This is a genomic window from Parasalinivibrio latis (genome assembly GCF_036825535.1).
Lineage (GTDB): Bacteria > Pseudomonadota > Gammaproteobacteria > Enterobacterales > Vibrionaceae > Parasalinivibrio > Parasalinivibrio latis.
Genome location: NZ_CP098812.1, coordinates 409,547 through 425,522, shown reverse-complemented (window position 1 = coordinate 425,522; position 15,976 = coordinate 409,547). Strand labels below are relative to the sequence as shown.

The 15,976-nt window shown below is 52.3% G+C and carries 14 protein-coding genes; 9 read left to right on the top strand and 5 right to left on the bottom strand.

Annotated features, from left to right (window positions below; genetic code table 11):
- Positions 1–2 precede the first annotated feature (2 nt).
- The 3 genes from aceE to ampD all read right to left on the bottom strand — a co-directional run bounded on the left by aceE (position 3) and on the right by ampD (position 4,414).
- On the bottom strand, positions 3–2,666 hold the full coding sequence (gene aceE, locus NF212_RS02150) for a pyruvate dehydrogenase (acetyl-transferring), homodimeric type (protein ID WP_434358418.1): 2,664 nt from the start codon (positions 2,664–2,666) through the stop codon (positions 3–5).
- A gap of 89 nt (positions 2,667–2,755) precedes the next feature.
- Complete coding sequence (gene pdhR, locus NF212_RS02145; RefSeq protein ID WP_434358416.1) at positions 2,756–3,529, bottom strand: pyruvate dehydrogenase complex transcriptional repressor PdhR; 774 nt, start codon at positions 3,527–3,529, stop codon at positions 2,756–2,758.
- Positions 3,530–3,853: 324 nt separating this feature from the next.
- Entirely contained in the window at positions 3,854–4,414 is a 561-nt protein-coding gene (gene ampD, locus NF212_RS02140; protein ID WP_434358414.1) for a 1,6-anhydro-N-acetylmuramyl-L-alanine amidase AmpD, read from the bottom strand.
- Between the two features lie 298 nt (positions 4,415–4,712).
- On the opposite strand from ampD, the gene nadC reads away from it, so the two are divergent.
- The 8 genes from nadC to yacG all read left to right on the top strand — a co-directional run bounded on the left by nadC (position 4,713) and on the right by yacG (position 11,713).
- Positions 4,713–5,552 carry a carboxylating nicotinate-nucleotide diphosphorylase gene (nadC, locus tag NF212_RS02135; RefSeq protein WP_434360816.1) on the top strand — a complete coding sequence of 280 codons (840 nt, stop codon included), beginning with the start codon at positions 4,713–4,715 and terminating at the stop codon, positions 5,550–5,552.
- 210 nt (positions 5,553–5,762) lie between these two features.
- Positions 5,763–6,161, top strand: a complete 399-nt coding sequence (locus NF212_RS02130; protein ID WP_434358412.1) for a pilin — start codon at positions 5,763–5,765, stop codon at positions 6,159–6,161.
- A 3-nt stretch (positions 6,162–6,164) separates the two neighbouring features.
- The gene (gene pilB, locus NF212_RS02125; protein ID WP_434358410.1) at positions 6,165–7,859 is read left to right on the top strand and encodes a type IV-A pilus assembly ATPase PilB; all 1,695 of its coding nucleotides are present in this window, start codon (positions 6,165–6,167) and stop codon (positions 7,857–7,859) included.
- Positions 7,860–7,879: 20 nt separating this feature from the next.
- Complete coding sequence (locus NF212_RS02120) at positions 7,880–9,106, top strand: type II secretion system F family protein (protein ID WP_434360815.1); 1,227 nt, start codon at positions 7,880–7,882, stop codon at positions 9,104–9,106.
- 170 nt (positions 9,107–9,276) lie between these two features.
- Positions 9,277–10,146 carry a prepilin peptidase gene (locus tag NF212_RS02115; protein WP_434360814.1) on the top strand — a complete coding sequence of 290 codons (870 nt, stop codon included), beginning with the start codon at positions 9,277–9,279 and terminating at the stop codon, positions 10,144–10,146.
- 1 nt (position 10,147) lies between these two features.
- On the top strand, positions 10,148–10,759 hold the full coding sequence (gene coaE, locus NF212_RS02110) for a dephospho-CoA kinase (protein WP_434358408.1): 612 nt from the start codon (positions 10,148–10,150) through the stop codon (positions 10,757–10,759).
- Positions 10,756–11,490, top strand: a complete 735-nt coding sequence (gene zapD / locus NF212_RS02105) for a cell division protein ZapD (RefSeq protein WP_434358406.1) — start codon at positions 10,756–10,758, stop codon at positions 11,488–11,490. The genes coaE and zapD overlap by 4 nt, the downstream gene beginning before the upstream one ends.
- Before the next feature lie 10 nt (positions 11,491–11,500).
- Positions 11,501–11,713 (top strand): DNA gyrase inhibitor YacG, encoded by a 213-nt coding sequence (gene yacG, locus NF212_RS02100; protein ID WP_434358404.1) that lies wholly within the window; start codon positions 11,501–11,503, stop codon positions 11,711–11,713.
- Between the two features lie 114 nt (positions 11,714–11,827).
- On the opposite strand, the gene mutT is transcribed toward yacG, so the two are convergent.
- Both mutT and secA read right to left on the bottom strand, forming a co-directional pair.
- The gene (mutT, locus tag NF212_RS02095) at positions 11,828–12,244 is read right to left on the bottom strand and encodes an 8-oxo-dGTP diphosphatase MutT (RefSeq protein ID WP_434358402.1); all 417 of its coding nucleotides are present in this window, start codon (positions 12,242–12,244) and stop codon (positions 11,828–11,830) included.
- A 97-nt stretch (positions 12,245–12,341) separates the two neighbouring features.
- Positions 12,342–15,062: a preprotein translocase subunit SecA gene (gene secA, locus NF212_RS02090; protein WP_434358400.1), complete on the bottom strand. Its 2,721-nt coding sequence runs from the start codon at positions 15,060–15,062 to the stop codon at positions 12,342–12,344.
- Between the two features lie 402 nt (positions 15,063–15,464).
- Between secA and NF212_RS02085 the strand changes: the two genes are divergently transcribed.
- Positions 15,465–15,923: a DUF721 domain-containing protein gene (locus NF212_RS02085; protein ID WP_434358398.1), complete on the top strand. Its 459-nt coding sequence runs from the start codon at positions 15,465–15,467 to the stop codon at positions 15,921–15,923.
- Positions 15,924–15,976: the final 53 nt, after the last annotated feature.

Here is a 15,976-nt window from a genome sequence, read left to right as displayed (position 1 = left end):
TCTTACGCAAATAGCGGGTTCATCTTGTCAGCGTCGATGTTGAATTTCTTGATGGCTTCAGCCACTACAGATTTCTCAACATCACCACGTTTTGCCAGCTCATTCAGGGCAGCTACTACCACGTAACCAGCGTTCACTTCAAAGTGACGACGCAGGTTTTCACGGCTGTCTGAGCGGCCAAAGCCGTCAGTACCCAGAACTTTGTAAGACTCAGCAGGAACAAATGCGCGAACCTGTTCGGCATAGTTCTTCATGTAGTCAGTTGCAGCAACAGCCGGCTCACTACCCATAACCTGAGCAATGTAAGGAACCTTCTGCTCAGCTTCTGGGTGCAGCATGTTAAAGCGCTCACAGTCCTGGCCTTCACGTGCCAGTTCGTTGAACGAGGTTACAGAGTAAACGTCAGATGCAATGCCGTATTCTTCGCTAAGGATCTGAGCGGCTTTACGAACTTCGTTCATGATGGTGCCGGAGCTCATCAACTGAACTTTGTTCTTGTCGCCACTATAGCTTTCCAGCTTGTAGATACCCTTACGGATACCCTCTTCAGCGCCTTCCGGCATCGCTGGCATTGCGTAGTTTTCGTTCATCAGCGTCAGGTAGTAGAAGACATTCTCCTGCTCACCGTACATACGGCGGATACCATCTTGCATGATAACGGCAACTTCATAAGCGAAAGTTGGGTCATAAGACACACAGTTAGGAACAGTGCCAGCCATGATATGGCTGTGACCGTCTTCGTGCTGCAGGCCTTCACCGTTCAGGGTAGTACGACCGGCAGTGGCGCCCAGCAGGAAGCCGCGAGCCTGTTGGTCACCCGCCATCCACGCCATGTCGCCAACACGTTGGAAGCCGAACATAGAGTAGTAGATGTAGAACGGAATCATTGGCAGGTTGTTGGTGCTGTAAGATGTCGCAGCAGCAACCCATGATGACATCGCACCCAGTTCGTTGATACCTTCCTGCAGAACCTGGCCTGATGTTGCTTCTTTATAGTAAGAAACGATATCGCGGTCCTGTGGGGTGTAGTTCTGGCCGTGCGGGTTGTAAATACCGATCTGGCGGAACAGGCCTTCCATACCGAAAGTACGGGCTTCATCCGCAATGATTGGTACAACATTCTTGCCAATGTTTTTGTTTTTCAGCAGAACGTTCAGCGCTCGTACAAAGCCCATTGTGGTAGAGATGTCACGCTTCTGCTCTTCCAGCAGAGGCTTGAACTCATCCAGCTCAGGCGCCACGAACTCTTCAGTAAACTTAGGCAGGCGCTGTGGTGTATAGCCATGCAGTGCCTTACGGCGTGCGTGCAGGTATTCAAACTCTGCACTGCCCTCTTCCAGCTTCAGGTAAGGCAGGGACTTCAGTGATTCATCTGAAACCAGGTCTTGCAAGCCCAGGCGGTCACGCAGGTGCTGGACGTGGGTCATGTCCATCTTCTTCACCTGGTGGGCAATGTTCTTGCCTTCCGCCGCATCACCCATGCCATAACCTTTAACGGTCTTGGCCAGGATCACGGTTGGGCGGTCTTTGGTGTCCTGAGCGTTCTTGAATGCAGCGTACAGCTTGCTTGGCTCATGGCCACCACGCTTCAGGGCAAAGATTTCTTCGTCAGTCATATCTGCAACCAGTGCTGCAGTTTCTGGGTACTTGCCGAAGAAGTGCTCGCGAACGTATGCACCATCTTTAGACTTAAAGGTCTGGTAGTCGCCGTCGATGGTTTCATTCATCAGTTGAAGCAGTTTGCCGGTGCTGTCTTTTGCCAGCAGTTTGTCCCAGCCACTGCCCCAGACAACCTTGATAACGTTCCAGCCGGCACCTTTGAACAGGCCTTCCAGCTCTTGGATGATCTTGCCGTTACCCATAACTGGGCCGTCGAGGCGCTGCAGGTTACAGTTGATCAGGAAGCACAGGTTATCCAGCTTTTCACGGGCTGCGAACGAGATTGCACCGCGTGATTCCGGCTCATCCATCTCGCCATCGCCAAGGAAAGCGTATACGCGCTGGTTAGTGGTATCTTTCATACCACGGCCGCTCAGGTACTTGAGGAAACGTGCCTGGTAAATAGCGGAGATTGGGCCCAGACCCATAGATACGGTTGGGAACTGCCAGAACTCAGGCATCAGTTTAGGGTGAGGGTATGAAGGGATACCCTTGCCGTCTACTTCCTGGCGGAAGTTGTCCAGTTGCTCTTCGGTCAGGCGGCCTTCAACAAAGGCGCGAGAATAGATGCCTGGGGAGATATGACCCTGATAATAAACCAGGTCACCGCCGTCCACCTCATTAGGTGCGCGGAAGAAGTGGTTAAAACATACTTCATAGAATGCAGCAGAAGACTGGAATGAAGCCATGTGGCCACCCAGCTCAAGATCTTTCTTCGAAGCACGCAGAACGATCATGATCGCGTTCCAGCGGATAATAGAACGGATACGGCGCTCAAGGGTGGTATCACCAGGATACGCTGGCTCCTGAGTAGCCGGGATCGTATTTACGTAGTTAGTGTTGATACCGGTAGGCATATCAACACCGTCGAGACGTGCCTGCTCAAGTACTTGCTCAAGCAGATACTGTGCACGTTCTACACCTTCTTCACGAACGACAGACTCAAGGGCTGCAAGCCACTCTTGGGTCTCCAGTGCGTCGACGTCATGGTTAATGACTTCAGACATGGCGATCTATCCTTTCGTTGATTGATTCGTACAAAACTCGGCATTCTCGCAGCTGGCGTAACTGATAACGCCGCAATCTGTGAGAACAGTTACTCCAGCTCATCCTTGCGTTGTTGGATGCGGCGCAGTGATCGCTCTCTTCGGCTTTCTTCCCGGCGCAGGTCCAACAAAGTTTCCTCAATGTAGGCTAAGTGTGCATGGGATGCCTGGCGTGCCTTTTCAGGTTCACCAGAGACAATCGCCTCTACAATACCCGCCCTGTGCGTACTGACTTTCTCCACCACATCTTTGCGGCGGTACAGCAGCTCAAAGTTTTGTAATACGTTTTGCTCCAGCAGAGGTGCCAGGCTTCTTACGATATGAAGCAGAACCACGTTATGCGCGGCTTCAGTTACGGCTACCAGATACTGCATGACGGCCCGGGCTTCATCCTCTAGGTCACCTTTTTGCTGGAGTCTCTGTATCTCGTCATGGCATGACCGGATACGTTGAAAGTCTTCTTCGGTGCCCCGTAAGGCAGCGTAGTGGGCTGAAATCCCTTCCAGGGCATGGCGGGATTCAAGTAAGTCGAATTGGGATTCGGGATGGTCGGCAAGCAGTTCAATCAATGGTTCAGAAAAACTCTGCCAAAGACGGTCACTGACAAAAGTGCCGCCGCCCTGACGGCGGTAAAGCAGCTTCTTTGCTTCCAGTCGCTGGATGGCTTCCCGGATTGACGGGCGGGACACGTCGAACTTGACCGCAAGTTCGCGCTCCGGCGGCAATTTCTGCCCCGGGGAGAGTGTTCCTTCCAAAATTAGGCTTTCCAGCTCTTTCTCGATTACATCGGAAAGTTTTGGTTGCCTGATACGTTGATAGGCCATCGTGCTGACTGAAATCTTCTTTTTTGTTGTTAGGCTGCGTTAGCGCTCAGTGTGGCTTTACGTTAACGGTGACGCTTTACTTATAGGTGTTCTTTACTGACTTTATTTTGCTTTTTAGCTTATCGTGTAAATTGGTCTTACCAATTTCACTTTATGTTTACACGTTACCAGATGGATTTATAAGTGTCCACCAAAAACTTGACCTCAATCAAAGAAACGAGCTCAATTTAACACTTATTAGTCAGACCAGATAATAGCCTCTCAACATAATTGGTAAGACCAAATTTACAAAAAGAGGCGAAATGGCAGGGATACCAGAAGAGTTTAGATGCTATCCAGGTTTTGGATATAGCGTGTCCAGTCAAATGCTGAACCGGGATCCGTTTTCCGGCCTGGGGCAATATGCTCATGCCCGGTGATACGTTCAGGGGTGATAGCCGGATAACGTTTTAACAGTGCTTCAGTCACGCCTTTCAAAGCCTCATACTGCCCATCGGTATACGCCTGGGTATCAGTCCCTTCCAGCTCAATACCGATTGAGTAGTCATTGCAGTTTTCCCGGCCATCAAAACACGATTGGCCTGCATGCCATGCCCGCCCGTTAAACGGAACGAACTGCACCACTTCCCCGTCCCGCCGGATAAACAGGTGCGATGACACCTGGACATCCCGGATCTCATCAAAAAACGGATGCGCAGTAGAAGTCAGGTTGCCAAGGAAAAAGTCTTCCACATAGGTGCCGCCAAACTGGCCGGGCGGCAGGCTGATGTTATGGATAACCAACAGGGAAATATCGTTAATGTCCGGCCGGGTATTAAAGTGCGGAGAAGGGCTGCGGCGCGCAGGAGACAGCCAGTGATCGTGAGAGACAAGGAAGGATGACATGGACACTATTTCCCGGATAAAAAGACAAGTTACCACTTCATTCAGTATGTTGTATCACGTGCAAGAATTGAAGCCGCGCAGGAGGGTTGTGTCTGCTGCACACAAAACCGAAAAGAAACCGGATCCAAATACAAACCTCCGTCAAACATGATGGCAATATCTTGGCCGGTATGTATCATTGTGCGCAGATTACGTCACCTGATAAACAATGGACTGCAAACCCATGAGCCAACCCACTCCCGACCAAGCCAAATTCTCGTTCCACAATGCCGAATCCCGTCAGCAGGCTGTCGAGGCCATGCTCAGCATTGATGTACAGCGTTGCGTTGCTGATGCACTTCGTGAAGACCTTGGCGGGATGGTTGACCCGTCACTTGATGTGACAGCCCAACTGATCCCGGAAGACCGTATCAGCGAAGCCACGTTGATCACCCGGGAAGACGGCATATTCTGCGGCAAGGCTTTTGCTGACGAAGTATTCCGCCAGCTCGGTGGCAGCGTGACGCTGGAGTGGCAGGTGGAAGACGGCGACACCGTCACCCCAAACCAGGTGCTTTGCAAGCTGACAGGCCCTGCCCGGTTGCTCCTGACCGGGGAGCGCAATGCGATGAACTTTGTCCAGACCCTTTCAGGCTGCGCCACGGTAGTCGCTACTTATGCCAAAGAGCTGGAAGGCACCCAGACCCGGTTGCTCGATACCCGCAAGACTATCCCCGGCCTTCGCAGTGCGCTGAAATATGCTGTAACCTGCGGCGGCGGCCACAATCACCGAATCGGGGTTTTTGACGCCTACCTGATTAAGGAAAATCACATTATCGCCTGTGGCGGGATTGAAGCGGTGATCAGCAAGGCCCGGGAACTGAACCCGAACAAGCCGATTGAAATTGAAGTCGAGAGCTTGGACGAGCTGCAACTGGCCATCAATGCCGGTGCCGACATTGTGATGCTGGATAACTTCACCACCGGTATGATGCGTGATGCGGTGCTGATTAACCAGGGACGGGTGGCATTGGAAGTCTCCGGCAATGTGACCCATAAAACCATCCGAGCCTTTGCTGAAACCGGGGTGGATTTTATTTCTGTCGGTGCCCTGACCAAACATATCCGGGCGATGGATCTTTCCATGCGCTTTAGCTGATTTTTCCGGGCAGGCAATCCCCTTGCTTGCCTGATATTCCCCTCAGATTTTTCTCGACTCACTTCTAAGTTTTTTAAGTCATGACAGACAGTTAGTGTCAATTTTGTGGCGCAACTCGAAGCACGCCAAACTGCCTACTATCCAAGTCAGTTTCCGGGAGTAAATTAGTCACCACAGTATAAGTACTGCTATTTATTAACGGAGAGAGAAATGAAAAAGCAACAAGGTTTCAGCTTGATTGAGCTGATGATTGTGGTGGCGGTAATTGGTGTGCTTTCTGCGATCGCGATTCCCGCTTATCAAGACTATGTTAAGAAATCCGAAGCGGCCGCTGGCTTAGCAACCTTACGCTCACTTCAAACCAATATAGACCTATATCAGCAAGAAAAAGGTTCTTTCCCCGCTGCGGTTACGGATGTTGGTGGAAACACTGACATGACAAATTTAGGTAGCATTACCTTAGCGGCAACTGCTTCAGGAGGAACTGCAACATTTGCGTTCAATGCAAATACATCAATCAACACAAAAACTATTGTTTACACTAAAAGCAACTCTAATGGTTGGAGTTGTGCAAATAACACGGGTGTGCCTTTAGACGCTTGTAAATAATCAATGAACACAAACCTTGCTGCTGTTCTGCGTCAGGCGGAATTTATTACCCCGGCGCAGGAGCAAGAAATTAGCAACAAAGTCAGTGCCGAGGGCAGCAATGTGCCCTCGGCATTGGTCGCTTTAGGCATTTCTACCGGCCTGGCATTGGCTGAACAGATATCCCAGATCTTCGGAGACGCAGTAGAGCGTCTGGAAGCCTACCCCTGGGAAGCCACCAGCCAGAACCTTGGCCATAAGGAAATGGTGCTCTCCCACCAGGTGATCCCACTGGCGATTCAGGACAACCAATTGTTTCTGGGCATCTGTGACCCTACCCGGCTTGATACGCAAGATGAATTCCGCTTTGCCACCGGCTACCAGGTTATCCCGGTACTGTTGGAAATCGGCCAGATTGAGGGGGCAATCCGTCGGCTTTACGGCAAACGTATCAGCGGGGAGAGCCGCAGCGTCAGTGTCAGCGAAGATGAGCTGGCGATGCTGGAAAACCTTGATGACAGTGGCAGCGGCGTTGCCGAGCTCAACGATGACGCCCCGGTCAGCCGCTATATCTACCAGGTGCTGATAGATGCCACCCGTAAACAGGCATCCGATATCCACTTCGAACCCTACGAGCACAGCTACCGGATCCGCTTCCGGCTTGACGGTATCTTGCAGATCTACAGCGAACCGCCTCTGGGGGTTTCCCGCCGCCTGGCAACCCGGCTTAAGATCCTTGCCGGGTTGAATATCGCTGAGCGCCGCTTACCTCAGGACGGCCGGATGAAACTGGATATCGGCGCTGGGGTTTCCATCGATATGCGGGTATCCAGCCTGCCGACACTATGGGGTGAGAAGATCGTCCTGCGCCTTCTCGACAGCGGGAATGTCAAACTGGAGATCAGCCAGCTCGGTTACACCAAAGGCCAGGAGTGCAGCTACCTCAATGCCCTGAACAAACCCCAGGGGATGATCCTGGTCACCGGGCCGACCGGGAGCGGAAAAACCGTTTCCCTGTACAGTGGGCTCAGCTACCTGAACCAGCCGGAAAAAAACATCTCAACCGCCGAAGACCCGGTAGAAATCAACCTTCCCGGCATTAACCAAGTTAACGTTAACCGGGAGATCGGGCTGGATTTTGCCGCCGCACTTCGTTCGTTCCTGCGTCAGGATCCGGATGTGGTAATGGTTGGCGAGATCCGGGATCTGGAAACCGCCGAAATTGCTATCAAGGCCGCCCAGACCGGCCACCTGGTACTTTCCACCCTGCATACCAACTCTGCGGCAGAAACCATTGTGCGCCTTGCCAATATGGGGGTTCCCGGCTACAACCTGGCTTCTTCGCTGAGCCTTATCATCGCACAGCGCCTGACAAGGCGGCTTTGCAAACACTGCCGGCAGCCGGAAGATTTGTCAGGGGAAAACTACCTGTTCCTGTCAAAAAGGTTCGCGGAGCTGACCCAGCAAACCATTTACCGCGCCAACCACAACGGCTGTGACCACTGCAATAACGGCTACCTTGGCCGGCTGGGTATTTATGAGCTGATGCCCATGACACCGGCATTGTCAGAGGTGATCCTGCACAGTGCCAATGCCATGGAGCTTGAGCACCAGGCGATCAAAGAAGGCATGCACACATTGTCGAAATCCGGGATCCGGGCCGTATGCGAAGGCATCACCAGTCTGGAAGAGGTTCAGCGGGTTATCCAGTTGCGTTAACCCGGCTTGTATTCGAGGGAATGACGGTGAAAAACCACAATGAATTAAAACACTTCTTCTGGAAAGGCATCGCACCGGACGGAAAAAAATGTGCCGGTGATATGTTGGCGCTGAGTGAACCAGAAGTCCGTGCACACCTGAACAAACTGAAGATCCGTACCACCAAGTTCAAAGCCCGTAAGCCCTCAGCAACTACCATGATGCGCAACCGGGCCAAACCCACCCACATCACTATGCTAAGCCGCCAGCTAGCAACCATGCTTGATGCCGGTGTCCCGCTGATACAGTCAATCAAGATGATCCGTGACGGGACAAGACAGGGGGAATTGCGCGCCATCCTGGCGCAGGTGTGCAGCAAAATTGAAGCCGGTACCCCACTCTCCCAGGCACTGAAATCTGCCTCCCCATTATTTGACACCTTTTACTGTGACTTGGTGGCCGTGGGCGAACAGACCGGCCATCTGGCAGAGGTTTTTAAGCGTATTACCCAGTACCGGGAAAAAACGGAAGCACTGCGGAAAAAAGTGGTAAAAGCCATGATTTACCCAGGAATTGTCAGCACGGTTGCCATTGGTGTTACCGTTGGTATGCTGCTGTTTGTTATCCCGCAGTTTGATGCCATCTTCCGTTCTTTTAACACCGACCTTCCCTGGTTCACCCAGAAAATTGTCGATCTTTCCAACCTGATTCAGCAGCACGGCCTCTACCTTTTGCTGGGGATTATCGCGTTTGTCTTTACCTATAAGCAGGCAAAAAAGCGCAGCGAAAGCTTGCAGCTGAAATCCTGCCGGACAATGCTGAAAATCCCAATTTTTGGCCCCATTTTTGGCAAGGCCGCCATTGCCCGGATAAGCCGGACACTGGCAACAACGTTCAGCTCCGGTATCCCTATCCTGAGCGGGCTGCTGTCCGCATCCCAATCAGCCAACAACCTGCATTTCAAACAGGGAATGGAGCAGGTACACATGCACACTGCGGCCGGCTCGCCACTCTATTTGGCGATGCGCCAGTCCGGTATTTTCCCGGAAATGGTGCTGGAGATGGTGATGATCGGTGAAGAATCCGGATCACTGGACGATATGCTGAACCGCCTGGCAACCATCTACGAGGCCGAAGTTGATAACACCGTTGATAACCTGGGGCAGATTATCGAACCTATGATCATCCTGATACTGGGGGGCCTTATTGGCAGTATCGTGGTTGCGATGTACCTCCCCATCTTCAACTTAATGAGCGTGGTAGGGTAATTTCTTTATGACGTGTTTTTCTTCTGACAGGTACAGGGAAAGAAACGCGTCCCGCAACCCGGCAAAAATCACCTTCTGGATTGCCGGTTTACCCCTGCCCGTTTAAAGTAGAACGTTGAACTTTATCAAGGCGATCCCGCCACAATCAGGATGTTTTAATGGATTCACTGATTAGTCTGCTGACTGTGCAACCCTGGCTGTATTACACCGCTGCGACTGTTTTTGGCATTATCGTCGGCAGTTTCCTCAATGTGGTAATTTACCGCCTGCCGGTAATGATGGAACGAGGCTGGAAAAGGGAATGTGCAGAGTGTTTCCCGGAAGCAAACCTCACCATTACTGATGAAACATTCAACCTCTCAGTTCCCCGCTCCCGTTGTGGCCATTGCCATACCCAGGTTGAAGCCAGGGATAATATCCCGGTTATCAGTTGGCTGATCCTTGGGGGCAAGTGCCGCCACTGCAAAACTCCTATCAGTATCCGCTACCCGGCGGTAGAAACACTGACCGGCCTTGTCAGCCTCGCTATTGCCATTATGCTTCCCCCGTCTGGCTGGAGCCTTGCCGTAATGGCCGCAAGCTGGACCCTGATCGCGCTTACCTTTATCGATGCCGATACCCAGCTTCTGCCGGACAGTATTACCTTGCCGCTGCTCTGGGCGGGGATTGCGGTGTCAGTATTTGGTATTTCCCCGGTATCCCTCAGTGATTCCGTGGTGGGTGCAATGGCGGGCTACCTTTCTCTCTGGAGCGTGTTCTGGGCGTTTAAGTTACTGACAGGCAAAGACGGCATGGGATACGGCGACTTTAAGCTGTTAGCCGCACTCGGGGCATGGCTTGGCTGGCAGTCCCTTCCTCTTCTTATCCTGCTCGCCTCCCTGACCGGGGCCATATTTGGCATTATCCAGCTCCGCCGAGCCGGGCAATCCACCAGCCAGCCTTTTGCTTTTGGCCCGTACCTGGCAATTGCCGGTTGGGTTTGCCTGCTTTGGGGCGATAAAATCATCCACTGGTATTTAACGGTATATCTCGGAGTGTGATATGGCCTATGTAGTCGCCATTACCGGCGGTATCGGCAGTGGAAAAACCACGGTTGCCAACCTGTTTGCCGAGCATGGTATCGACCTGGTTGACGCAGATGTCATTGCTCGCGAGGTCGTGGAACCGGGAAGCCCGGGACTGGGTGAAATCCAGGAAAGATTCGGAGATGGGATACTGCTTCCATCCGGACAACTTGACCGGGCAAAACTGCGGGAACATATATTCAACCATCCGGAAGACAAAGCCTGGCTCAACGGCTTGCTTCACCCCATGATCAGGGAAGAGATGCTCCGCCAGTGCCAGGAGGCAACATCACCCTATTGTCTGTTGATTGTCCCGCTACTGGTCGAAAACAAGCTGCAGAACATGGCTGACCGGGTATTGGTGGTGGATGTGTCTGAAAGCACACAGGTTGCCCGTACGGTCTCGCGCGACAATGTTAGTGAAGCCCAGGTAAAAAATATCCTTTCTGCGCAGGCAACAAGGGAAGAACGGCTTGCCGTGGCCGATGATATTATCGAAAATGATCACTATCCCGAACAACTTCACAACAAAGTAGCTGACCTGCACAGAATCTATCTGACGCTGGCAGCTTCAGGCCAGGCCAAATGACCGATATCGTCTATGAACATCCCCTGAATGAACAGGCCCGGGTTTACCTGCGGTTAGATGCGCTCTTAAACCAGGTGACGGTGGCACGTAACCAGGCAGACATGCCATACATCTCGTTGTTCCGTGGTTTGTTTGATCTCCAGGAGATCCTGGAGCAGGTTCAGGTCAAGGCTGACCTGGCTAAGGACCTTGACAAGCAACGCCAGCGTCTTCGCAGCCTGATGGATATCCCGCATGTGGATCAGGCGATGTTGCAGCAGATCCTCAATGAGCTTGACGGCAGCCATAAGGCCATCCTCTCCTCTCCCCGGCTGGGCCAACACCTGCGGGAAGACAAGTTCCTGTCCGGTATCCGGCAACGATTCTCCCTGCCCGGCGGCAGTTGCAGTTTTGACGTACCCAGCCTGCACCATTGGCTTCATTGCCCGGCAGAGCAGCAGCAAGCCGATATATCCCGCTGGCTGTCACCGTTAGCCAGCCTGCAAACAGCCCTTGCCCTGTGGCTCAGGATCCAGCGCGAAAGCAGCCCTTTCCTGGCACAGACAGCCCGCAACGGCTTTTACCAGCAGGACAGTGACAACGGCAGCATGATACGGCTTGGCCTGTCACCCGAGTTTGGGGTTTACCCTTTGATTTCCGGCCACAGAAGCCGGTTTGCAATTCGATTTATTCCTTTTACCGAAGGCAAGGAAATCCCTGAAAACCTGCCCTTCCGTATTGCGGTTTGTTAAGGAACTACCTATGAGTGACAAAAACAACGTCCAGCCAGCTATCGTGAAATGCCCAACCTGCGCTGGAAACGTAGTCTGGAGTGACGCCAGCCCCTTCCGCCCGTTTTGCTGCAAACGCTGCCAGCTGATTGATCTTGGCGAATGGGCTAACGAAGAGAAGAGTATCCCGGGTGCGCCGGATATGTCTGACTCTGATGGCTGGTCAGAAGACGAGAATTACTGAAACTAGCCGTGAGTGGTGAGTATAGAGAATCGAGCTTGTTCATAGCTGCTCGTTAACAGGCCAACGAAATCAACACATTGTAGTCTCTTGTCTCGCCACTTAGCATCTGTTCCCTTACTGCTCGTTTTCACCCAATTCCCTTTCCATTTTCTCCAGCACCACGCCATTTGCCGCCGGGAAATCGTAACGACCGAGTTCGTTCAGCTTTACCCACTGTCCCGGCTGGCCTTCGCGGCCAAATGGTTCACCGGTAAAATCCCGCACCAGGAAAAAATCGAACGAGAGGCTCTTGTCCGGGTAGTCATGATTGAGTGAAAGAAACGGCTCAACAGTTTTTACCTTGATTCCCACTTCTTCATCCAGTTCCCGGATAACAGCGGTTGCCGGGGATTCATCCTGCTCGACTTTTCCTCCAGGAAACTCCCAGAAGCCTCCCTGGTGCGCCTTCGCTGCACGCCGGGTGATAAATACCTCAGTACCTTCCCGGTTGAGGATAATGCCCGCAGCTATGGTGACACGCATCTTTTCCATCAATTTCTCCACTCACGTCAACACCCGTAGGATCCGGGCATAAAAAAGGCCGCTGACGCGGCCTTTTCATCTGTACTGGTAAGTACTCTAGCAATGTTTAGCTCAGACGGCCATGGCACTGCTTGTATTTCTTACCGGAGCCGCAAGGGCATGGCTCGTTACGGCCAACCTTACGCTCTTCGCGGACAAAGGTGCCAGCCTCTTCGGTAGAACCGTCAGAAAGCTGGTTGTCGGCCTGGGCATGCTGAGTCTGCTGGTGACGGGCAATCTCTTCTGCCTGCTGACGTCGACGCTCTTCCATCTCGTCCACTTCTTCAGGTTGCTGCACTCGCACCTTGCTCAGCGTGAGAACCACATCTGACTTCAGGGACTCCAACAGTTCCTGGAACAGCTCAAATGACTCGCGCTTGTATTCCTGCTTAGGGTTCTTCTGGGCATAGCCGCGCAGGTGAATACCCTGGCGCAGGTGATCCATCGCAGCCAGGTGCTCTTTCCACAGGGTATCGAGCGTCTGCAACATCACCGCTTTTTCGAAGTTGCGCAGAACAGGGGCACCGACAAGCTCTTCCTTGTTGGTGTAAACCTTGGTGATTTCATCAAGGATTCGCTCACGCAGCTCTTCTTCGTACAGCTTGTCTTCGGTGTCGAGCCAATGTTTGACCGGCAGTTCCACATCGAAGTCTGCCTGCAGTCGGCTTTCCAGGCCAGGGATGTCCCACATCTCTTCCAGCGACTGAGGCGGGATGTATTCGTTGATAACCGCTTCAACCACGTCACCACGGTTCTGGGCAATCATTTCGCTGATGTCATCTGTTTCCATCAGCTCATCGCGCAGTTCGTAAACTACTTTACGCTGGTCGTTGGCAACGTCATCGAATTCCAGCAATTGCTTACGGATATCGAAGTTACGGCCTTCCACCTTGCGCTGGGCATTTTCGATAGCCTTGTTCACCCATGGGTGTTCAATGGCTTCGCCTTCTTCCATACCCAGCTTTTTCATCATGTTGGTGACCTTGTCCGATGCGAAGATACGCATCAGTGCATCTTCCATAGACAGGTAGAAACGGGTTGAACCCGGGTCACCCTGACGGCCGGAACGGCCACGGAGCTGGTTGTCGATACGGCGTGATTCGTGACGCTCGGTACCTACAATGTGCAGGCCGCCGGCTTCAAGTACCTTGTCATGCGCTTCTTTCCATTTGGCCTTGATCTTGGCGATCTGGTCGTCAGTAGCGTTTTCCAGAGCTGCAACTTCAACCTGCCAGTTACCACCAAGGATAATATCGGTACCACGGCCTGCCATGTTGGTGGCAATGGTAACCGCACCCGGCGCACCGGCCTGGGCAACGATATCCGCTTCGTGGGAGTGGAACTTGGCGTTCAGTACGTTGTGCTTGATACCCGCTTTTTTCAGCTCACGGGAAAGCAGTTCTGATTTCTCGATCGATACCGTACCTACCAGCACCGGCTGACCGGCTGCAGAGCGGGCTTTGATATCTTCGATAATTGCGATGAACTTCTCACGCTCGGTCATGTAAACCTGGTCAGCCAGGTCGTTACGGACCATTGGTTTGTTGGTTGGAATAACCACGGTATCCAGGCCGTAGATGCTCTGGAATTCGAACGCTTCTGTATCCGCAGTACCTGTCATGCCTGACAGCTTGTCGTACAGACGGAAGTAGTTCTGGAATGTGATGGATGCCAGTGTCTGGTTTTCATTCTGGATCTTCACACCTTCTTTGGCTTCAACAGCCTGGTGCAGACCTTCAGACCAGCGACGGCCCGGCATGGTACGGCCGGTATGTTCGTCAACGATGATGACTTCATCATCCTTCACAATGTAATCCACATTGCGCTCAAACAGCACGTGGGCACGCAACGCAGCGTTCACATGGTGCAGCAACGAAATATTGGCAGGCGAGTAAAGGGTGTCTTCCTCTGCCATCAGGCCATTCTTCTTAAGCAGGTCTTCGACAAACTCCTGGCCGTTTTCGGTCAGGTGAACCTGCTTGGATTTCTCATCAACAGTGTAGTGGCCTTCACCACGGTACTCTTCAGAGTCTTCCTGATCCTGCTTCACCAACTGAGGGATCAGGGCATTGATACGTGTGTAGAGCTCTGAGCTGTCTTCTGCAGGGCCAGAGATAATCAGCGGGGTACGCGCTTCATCGATGAGGATGGAGTCCACCTCATCCACGATGGCAAAGAAGCGGTCGCGTTGTACACGGTCTTCCTTGCGGAATGCCATGTTGTCGCGCAGGTAGTCAAAGCCGAATTCGTTGTTGGTTCCGTAAAGGATGTCAGCCGCGTAGGCTTCTTTCTTCTCGGGAGTCTGCATACCCGGAACGTTGACACCAACGGTCATTCCCAGGAATTCAAACAGGGGACGGTTGGTTTCAGCATCGCGGCGGGCAAGGTAGTCGTTCACGGTTACTACGTGAACACTGCGGCCGGTCAGGGCATTAAGGTAAGCAGGAAGGGTTGCAGTCAGGGTTTTACCCTCACCGGTACGCATCTCAGCGATCTGGCAGTGGTTAAGTACCATGCCACCGATCATCTGTACGTCGAAGTGGCGCATACCATACACACGCTTCGAGGCTTCACGCACTGTAGCAAAGGCTTCTGGAATCAGAGACTCCAGGCTTTCACCCTTTTCCAGACGCTCACGGAATTCCGCGGTCTTGGCTTTCAGCTCTTCATCCTGGAGTGATTCAAACTGTGGCTCGAGCTTGTTAATTTGATCTACAACTTTGCGCAGACGACGCAGGGTACGGTCGTTACGACTTCCGATAACTTTGGTCAGTAGTTTTGCTAACATGGCGTTGCCGTTTCTCTTAAATGTTCGCGATGTGCGCGGAGGGCGCCCTAATAAATTCTCGGTGGTTACCGTCTATCCGGTCATTCAGAGGTTTGAGCGCACCAATACACTCCCTGTCTGACATCATTTGGCTGCCTTTTCCCAAAACCTTGCAGCGACGATTACCCAAGAACTGATGTCGAATGCTGCAAATTTCAAGGTTTCAGGCAGACTTTTTTAAAGAAGGCATGTATTTATCCGCATGCCTTTAGAATTTGACGCCCTATAATAAGGGAAATTAGGTCTTAAGCCTATGTTCGAGAACAAACATGGGCGAAGCTCCAAACTTTTTTAATTTTTCAGGTTTCTTTTTAAGCAACTTCAGGCAGTGCCGGGATAAGTCTCCGGGAATGGGGAAATAAAATGCGTAACCATAAACCCGAATCAACCGACAAACTCATCACAGGCGGATTGCCACAGCAGATCCAGCAACGAGCAATGGCGATCTCCAGGTTGAACAAAGCATTGCATGGCTGCCTTCCCGGTGATGCGGCAAACCATTGCCGGATCGCCAACTTCCGGGATGGGATCCTGGTGATCGAAGCAGAATCACCTTCTTGGGGAATGCGCCTGAACTTTGAAAGGATCAATTTAATTTCGGCCCTTCGGGCTGGCCCTTTGCCAAGCCTGATGAGTATCGAAGTCAAAGTGAACCCAACCGTTGCCAAACCTGTCGCTCGGGAAGAAAAACAGGCGAACCCAAGGAAGATAAGCGACACAGCTGCAGCTTACCTTAAGATGGTGGCAGAAAATGCACCGGACAAAGTCAAAGAAAGGCTAGAGGCGATAGCGGCTTTAGCGGAGAGAAAGAACGGTATCTAGGTACCGGGAAAAGACAGGCCTGTTCCACCCCCAAAAAAACAAAAGCCACCGGT

Excerpts from the sequence above, each read along its gene's own strand:
- aceE (WP_434358418.1), bottom strand. The coding sequence starts at position 2,666 with ATGTCTGAAGTCATTAACCATGACGTCGACGCACTGGAGACCCAAGAG.
- pdhR (WP_434358416.1), bottom strand. The coding sequence starts at position 3,529 with ATGGCCTATCAACGTATCAGGCAACCAAAACTTTCCGATGTAATCGAG.
- ampD (WP_434358414.1), bottom strand. The coding sequence starts at position 4,414 with ATGTCATCCTTCCTTGTCTCTCACGATCACTGGCTGTCTCCTGCGCGC.
- nadC (WP_434360816.1), top strand. The coding sequence starts at position 4,713 with ATGCTCAGCATTGATGTACAGCGTTGCGTTGCTGATGCACTTCGTGAA.
- NF212_RS02130 (WP_434358412.1), top strand. The coding sequence starts at position 5,763 with ATGAAAAAGCAACAAGGTTTCAGCTTGATTGAGCTGATGATTGTGGTG.
- pilB (WP_434358410.1), top strand. The coding sequence starts at position 6,165 with ATGAACACAAACCTTGCTGCTGTTCTGCGTCAGGCGGAATTTATTACC.
- NF212_RS02120 (WP_434360815.1), top strand. The coding sequence starts at position 7,880 with ATGACGGTGAAAAACCACAATGAATTAAAACACTTCTTCTGGAAAGGC.
- coaE (WP_434358408.1), top strand. The coding sequence starts at position 10,148 with ATGGCCTATGTAGTCGCCATTACCGGCGGTATCGGCAGTGGAAAAACC.
- zapD (WP_434358406.1), top strand. The coding sequence starts at position 10,756 with ATGACCGATATCGTCTATGAACATCCCCTGAATGAACAGGCCCGGGTT.
- yacG (WP_434358404.1), top strand. The coding sequence starts at position 11,501 with ATGAGTGACAAAAACAACGTCCAGCCAGCTATCGTGAAATGCCCAACC.
- mutT (WP_434358402.1), bottom strand. The coding sequence starts at position 12,244 with ATGGAAAAGATGCGTGTCACCATAGCTGCGGGCATTATCCTCAACCGG.
- secA (WP_434358400.1), bottom strand. The coding sequence starts at position 15,062 with ATGTTAGCAAAACTACTGACCAAAGTTATCGGAAGTCGTAACGACCGT.
- NF212_RS02085 (WP_434358398.1), top strand. The coding sequence starts at position 15,465 with ATGCGTAACCATAAACCCGAATCAACCGACAAACTCATCACAGGCGGA.